This is a genomic window from Mesorhizobium sp. M7D.F.Ca.US.004.01.2.1 (assembly GCF_003997785.1).
Lineage (GTDB): Bacteria > Pseudomonadota > Alphaproteobacteria > Rhizobiales > Rhizobiaceae > Mesorhizobium > Mesorhizobium loti.
The window spans coordinates 1-4,512 of record NZ_RZRQ01000416.1; the positions used below are offsets into that span (position 1 = coordinate 1).

At 62.7% G+C, this 4,512-nt stretch carries 9 protein-coding genes; 2 read left to right on the plus strand and 7 right to left on the minus strand.

What is annotated here, in order from left to right; all coding sequences use genetic code 11:
- Nucleotides 1–225: 225 nt before the first annotated feature.
- A complete protein-coding gene (locus EN993_RS31905) occupies nucleotides 226–864 on the plus strand; it encodes an MBL fold metallo-hydrolase (RefSeq protein WP_109659807.1) in 639 nt (212 codons plus the stop codon).
- 98 nt (nucleotides 865–962) lie between these two features.
- On the opposite strand, the gene EN993_RS31910 is transcribed toward EN993_RS31905, so the two are convergent.
- From EN993_RS31910 to EN993_RS31920, 3 genes are all read right to left on the minus strand, one after another.
- Nucleotides 963–1,391 (minus strand): BA14K family protein, encoded by a 429-nt coding sequence (locus tag EN993_RS31910; RefSeq protein WP_109659809.1) that lies wholly within the window; start codon nucleotides 1,389–1,391, stop codon nucleotides 963–965.
- A 184-nt stretch (nucleotides 1,392–1,575) separates the two neighbouring features.
- Entirely contained in the window at nucleotides 1,576–1,788 is a 213-nt protein-coding gene (locus tag EN993_RS31915) for a cold-shock protein (RefSeq protein WP_013530020.1), read from the minus strand.
- Between the two features lie 471 nt (nucleotides 1,789–2,259).
- On the minus strand, nucleotides 2,260–2,472 hold the full coding sequence (locus tag EN993_RS31920) for a cold-shock protein (protein ID WP_006202520.1): 213 nt from the start codon (nucleotides 2,470–2,472) through the stop codon (nucleotides 2,260–2,262).
- Between the two features lie 501 nt (nucleotides 2,473–2,973).
- On the opposite strand from EN993_RS31920, the gene EN993_RS31925 reads away from it, so the two are divergent.
- Nucleotides 2,974–3,384: a Kazal-type serine protease inhibitor gene (locus EN993_RS31925; RefSeq protein WP_127265757.1), complete on the plus strand. Its 411-nt coding sequence runs from the start codon at nucleotides 2,974–2,976 to the stop codon at nucleotides 3,382–3,384.
- Between the two features lie 72 nt (nucleotides 3,385–3,456).
- On the opposite strand, the gene EN993_RS31930 is transcribed toward EN993_RS31925, so the two are convergent.
- The 4 genes from EN993_RS31930 to EN993_RS31940 form a co-directional block, all read right to left on the minus strand.
- Nucleotides 3,457–3,678, minus strand: coding sequence for a hypothetical protein (locus EN993_RS31930; protein WP_127265759.1), 222 nt, complete (start codon nucleotides 3,676–3,678; stop codon nucleotides 3,457–3,459).
- A gap of 97 nt (nucleotides 3,679–3,775) precedes the next feature.
- Entirely contained in the window at nucleotides 3,776–3,913 is a 138-nt protein-coding gene (locus tag EN993_RS37205; RefSeq protein WP_164482279.1) for a hypothetical protein, read from the minus strand.
- A 44-nt stretch (nucleotides 3,914–3,957) separates the two neighbouring features.
- On the minus strand, nucleotides 3,958–4,227 hold the full coding sequence (locus EN993_RS31935; RefSeq protein ID WP_127265761.1) for a hypothetical protein: 270 nt from the start codon (nucleotides 4,225–4,227) through the stop codon (nucleotides 3,958–3,960).
- Nucleotides 4,224–4,493 (minus strand): hypothetical protein, encoded by a 270-nt coding sequence (locus tag EN993_RS31940; protein ID WP_109659820.1) that lies wholly within the window; start codon nucleotides 4,491–4,493, stop codon nucleotides 4,224–4,226. The genes EN993_RS31935 and EN993_RS31940 overlap by 4 nt, the downstream gene beginning before the upstream one ends.
- Between the last annotated feature and the right edge of the window lie 19 nt (nucleotides 4,494–4,512).

Sequence of the window (4,512 nt, forward strand, 5' to 3'; positions counted from 1 at the left end):
GAACCTCAACAACATCGTCGGCGGCGCCGGCGGTGGCGCGATCCTGACCGGCATTCTCGGCGCGGTCATGGGCGCCATGAAGAAGTAAGCGGCCATTCGGTCTTTTCAAATGGGCGGCTTCGGCCGCCCATTTCCGTTTTGGGACTACTGACTGTTCGTCTTTCGAGGGGTGGACGCCCTTCGCCCGCGCCTCTACATCACCGCTGGCATAGCGAAAGGACGATCATGGGTCAGCTCAATGCCGGCATCGTGCCGGTCACACCGTTTCAGCAGAATTGCACCATCCTGTTCGACATGGACGACAAGCACGGTGTCGTCGTCGATCCGGGCGGCGACATCGACAAGGTGCTGGCGGCGCTGAAGGACAATGCGATATCAGCCGGGGCGATCTGGATAACGCATGGCCATATCGACCATGCCGGCGGCGCCATGGAGCTGAAGGAGGCGCTCGGCGTCGAGATCATCGGCCCGCACGAGGCCGACAAGTCGCTGCTCGACAATCTGGAAAACCAGGGCAGGCGTTACGGCATCGCCGGTGCGCGCAACTGTGTGCCCGACCGGTTCCTGACCGAAGGCGAGACCGTGTCGTTCGGCGGCCATGTGTTCGAGGTGTTGCACTGCCCCGGCCACGCGCCCGGCCACGTCGTCTATTACAACCGCGCGGCGAAGTTCGCCCATGTCGGCGACGTGCTGTTTCGCGGTTCGGTGGGCCGCACCGACCTGCCGGGCGGCGACCACGCGGCGCTGATCGCTTCGATCAAGGACAAGCTCCTGCCGCTCGGCGACGATATTGGCTTCATCTGCGGCCACGGTCCCGGCGGCCGCTTCGGCGAGGAGAGGCGGACCAATCCTTTTCTCGTTTAGGGCGTGCCGATATTCGCCGATCCCAAATCCTGCGGTGTTCCAAACAAAAAAAGCGCTGGCCTTGCGGTCAGCGCTTTTTGTTTGGGGGCAGGGATGCCTCAGTTGGCAGTGCAGAAATGCTGTTCGCCGTCATTGCCGGTGAACGTGCCGGTACGGGAATTGAAGCTGCGGTAGCGGTCCGAGCAGTATTCGTACCAGTCACGCGTCCACGGCTCGGCATAACGATCGGCGTAGACAACCCTCGGTTCCGCATAGTAGCGGCGGACCGGTGCCGGGCGCACCACAACGTCACGATCGTAGTAACCGTCATCGTAGTAGCGGTCAGCGTAGGGCGGGGGCTGGTCATTGGCCAACGCGCCACCGATCAGCGCGCCGGCCGCGAGGCCGAGGACGCCGGCGGCGATCGCATCGCCATTGCCGTGATGGCCGTGATGGCGCCAGTCACGCGCATTGGCGGCGGGCAAGGTTGCGAGCGTGGTGGCGGCCACGGCAGCGGCCAGGACGGCGGTTTTGAAAATTCGGTTCATGTCGGTCTCCTTCGTACCGGCCCGTGCAGTTTCGGGGGATGCGGTCCGGCTTTACCAAAGACTAATATGCGACCGTGGCTGAACGGGGGCTGAACGGATTTCGACGTGTTTATTCAAAACAGACGTCAAAGATCACACGCTCTCAAGGGGCGAAACCGCCCGCCGCAGCCGGTCTGAAGCCGGCTCAGCCGACCGACAGGTTGACGGCTTTCGGACCCTTGCCACGCTTATCCGGCTCCGTGTCGAATGACACTTTCTGGCCATCCTCGAGACCGGGAAGACCGGACGCCTGCACGGCCGAAATATGGACGAAAACATCCTTCGCGCCATCATCGGGCGTGATGAAGCCGAAGCCCTTGGCATGGTTGAAGAATTTGACGGTGCCGGTCTGCGGCATGGGAAGCTCCTTTGTCCCATAAATTCCAGTCTCGGGCCGGCAAATGCCCGAGTGGAAATTTGTCCTTTATTTTAGCGTCATCGGCAAGAGAAAGTTTTGCGGGCACCTGAAGCGCCTCGCGACTCGCTTTAAGTCTTTGTTTTCATGCGTATCGTTCCCCCAAACCCGAGACCACCTTTGAGCGACATGCATTAAGGTCTGTCGATATTCAGGTGAGGCCGGCCTGCAAATGGCCGTTCCCTGCGCTTCCGGTGCTCACGTACCCAAACGTACGCTCCGCTCCGGTTCTCGGTATCAGCCATTTTCGGCTCGGCCTCGCCTGAATCTCAACAGACCTTGGTCTGCTTTTTCGGTACGAAAAAGGCGCGACGAAGATCGCCGCGCCTTTCAAAATTCAAATCCCTCTCCAAGCCAGGTTCAGGCATTGGAGCCTCCGTCGCGCGTCCGAGAGACGTGCGGCGTGCCGATGGCTCAGGCAGCGCGGAGGTTGACGGCCTTGGGGCCTTTGCCCATGCGGTCCGGCTCGACGTCGAAGGTGACCTTCTGGCCGTCGACGAGCGTGCGCAGGCCCGAAGCCTCGATCGCGGAAATATGGACGAACACGTCCTTGGCGCCACCATCGGGCGTGATGAAACCGAAGCCTTTGGTCGCGTTGAAGAATTTAACGGTGCCGGTCTGGGCCATTGGGGAAACTCCTTCACCCGTTCAGTCTTTGGTGGTCCTGCCCGCCGCCTGGCGCAAAGGGCAGTTCCCGGTGGTTGCTTCGGCAGTCATGCATTGGCGCATGGTCAAACCCCCCGCCGAAAACGGGGCCGTCAGAGATTCACAGTATCGGGGAAAGGTCGTCCAAAACGTTCCGCTCTCCGGGTCGCAAATGCCCGAACACGGAATTTATCGCACGGAAACGTGATGGTTGCAAGATAGCGCCGCGGGCCGCCGCACTGGCGCATCCCGACGCATGAATCGACTGACCTGAGCATCGATCGGCCCGGCATAGGCTTGCTTGCCGGCCGGGTCATCGGCCAGAGCCGGGCCACGAATGGGCCAGATGTCGAGGTGGCCGAGGAAGCTGATGCCGCCCACGGCCCAGGCGCCGTTTCCGGCTGTAATGGCTGCAAACGGGGGTTGCATTTGGCAAGGGAATGGCGAGGATCGGCAACTGGGACGCGATCGTGGGAGATCATCATGAAATTTCTGGCGGCAATCTTTTCGCGACAGGGTTTTGCCATCCTGTTGCTGTCGGCAATTCTTGCCGCCTGCACCGTCGTGGTCGATGACGGACCAGGGCCGCGCCCGCGTCCGCCACGGCCCGAACCGCAGTATTGCAGCAAGCAGTACGAGCCGGTCTGTGCCCGGCGCGGCGGCGACCGCCAGACTTTTGCCAATGCCTGCCTTGCCGACCGGGCCGGCTATCGCATCGTGCGCGACGGTCCGTGCCGCGACGGTGGTGGTGGCGGTGGTGGTGAAGAGCAGACGTTCTGCACCCGCGAATATGCGCCGGTGTGCGCTCGCCGGCACGGCGAGATGCGTACCTTCCCCAATTCCTGCGAAGCCCGCGCCGCGGACTATCGCGTCGTTGGCGACGGACCGTGCTGAGGGGCAGGGCGATATCCGCAGGACATGATCAGATCAGCAAAGGCGTGTGAAGATTGAAGCGCGCGCTGCCGGTCACGGTGCCGGATACGCCCCGTCGGCCGGGCCGGCGTAAAGCTCGCTGCCATCGTCGTCGCAAATGCGCAGGCGATCGGGGATTTGCGGCATGGCGAGCGTGTGGAACAGCGCGGTAGCACCCTGCAGCGCGGCGCGCAGGTTCGGCGCTTCCAGCGATACCTTGTCGAGCGTGGCTTCGTCGGCGTCGCGCGACCGGTAGAACTCGATGACGAAGTTCAAGCGCGCCTCCGTGGCAGAGCATTGCGCGGGCCTGTTCAATCAATTCGCCGCCTCACATAGGGACGGAGAGGGCGCACGAGGCGCGCCCTCCAGTTTGTCAGCCCTTCGATTTCGGCTTCAGGCTGCTCTCCGCCTGTTTGACCGACGAGCCGAACGGGGAGGCGGGCTTGGCCACGACCTTGTCCTTCTTCGGCTTGCGTGTCTCGCGGTTGCTTCGCTGTTGACCCTTGGACATGTCGTGCTCCTGCTGTGTGTTGGCTTGGCTTTGCGGTGGGGATCTCAGACGGTGACAACCGGGCTGTCGGCAACAACCGGGTCGGCCGGTTCGAGATTGTCTTCGGTGGTGACCCGCTCATGGGTCTCCTGCTCGCTGCGGATGCGGTATTGCGGCGAGCCGTCCTTGACCGGCAGCCTGCTCTTGATCTGGAACAGTTCGGCGGTCTTCTGGACGAGGCCGGTGCGGCTCTTCATGCGCACGGTCTGACCGATCGCAAACTGGTGCGCGGGCGTGTCGGTGCGCGGGCGCGCATTCTGCTGGAAACGGATCATGCTGCATTCTCCCTGTCGCGCTTCAGCGCTGTTTCGAGTTCGAGGTAATCGATGGCGACAAGCTGGCTGGTGGGCGGGTTTTTCACTGCCCTTGCCGGCAGATGGATGAAGGTGGCGACGCGGCGCCAGGCAAGCCGCGACATGCCCTCGATCAGCTCTTCGTCGTGATCGATGTCGTAGTCGCCGGCCGGCAGCTGCCCTTCCAGTCCGCCGAGCACGAAAGGTGCCGCGAAATGCGCGATGGAGTGGGTGGTGCGGTCCGGCATTGTCTTACCTGTGCAAAGC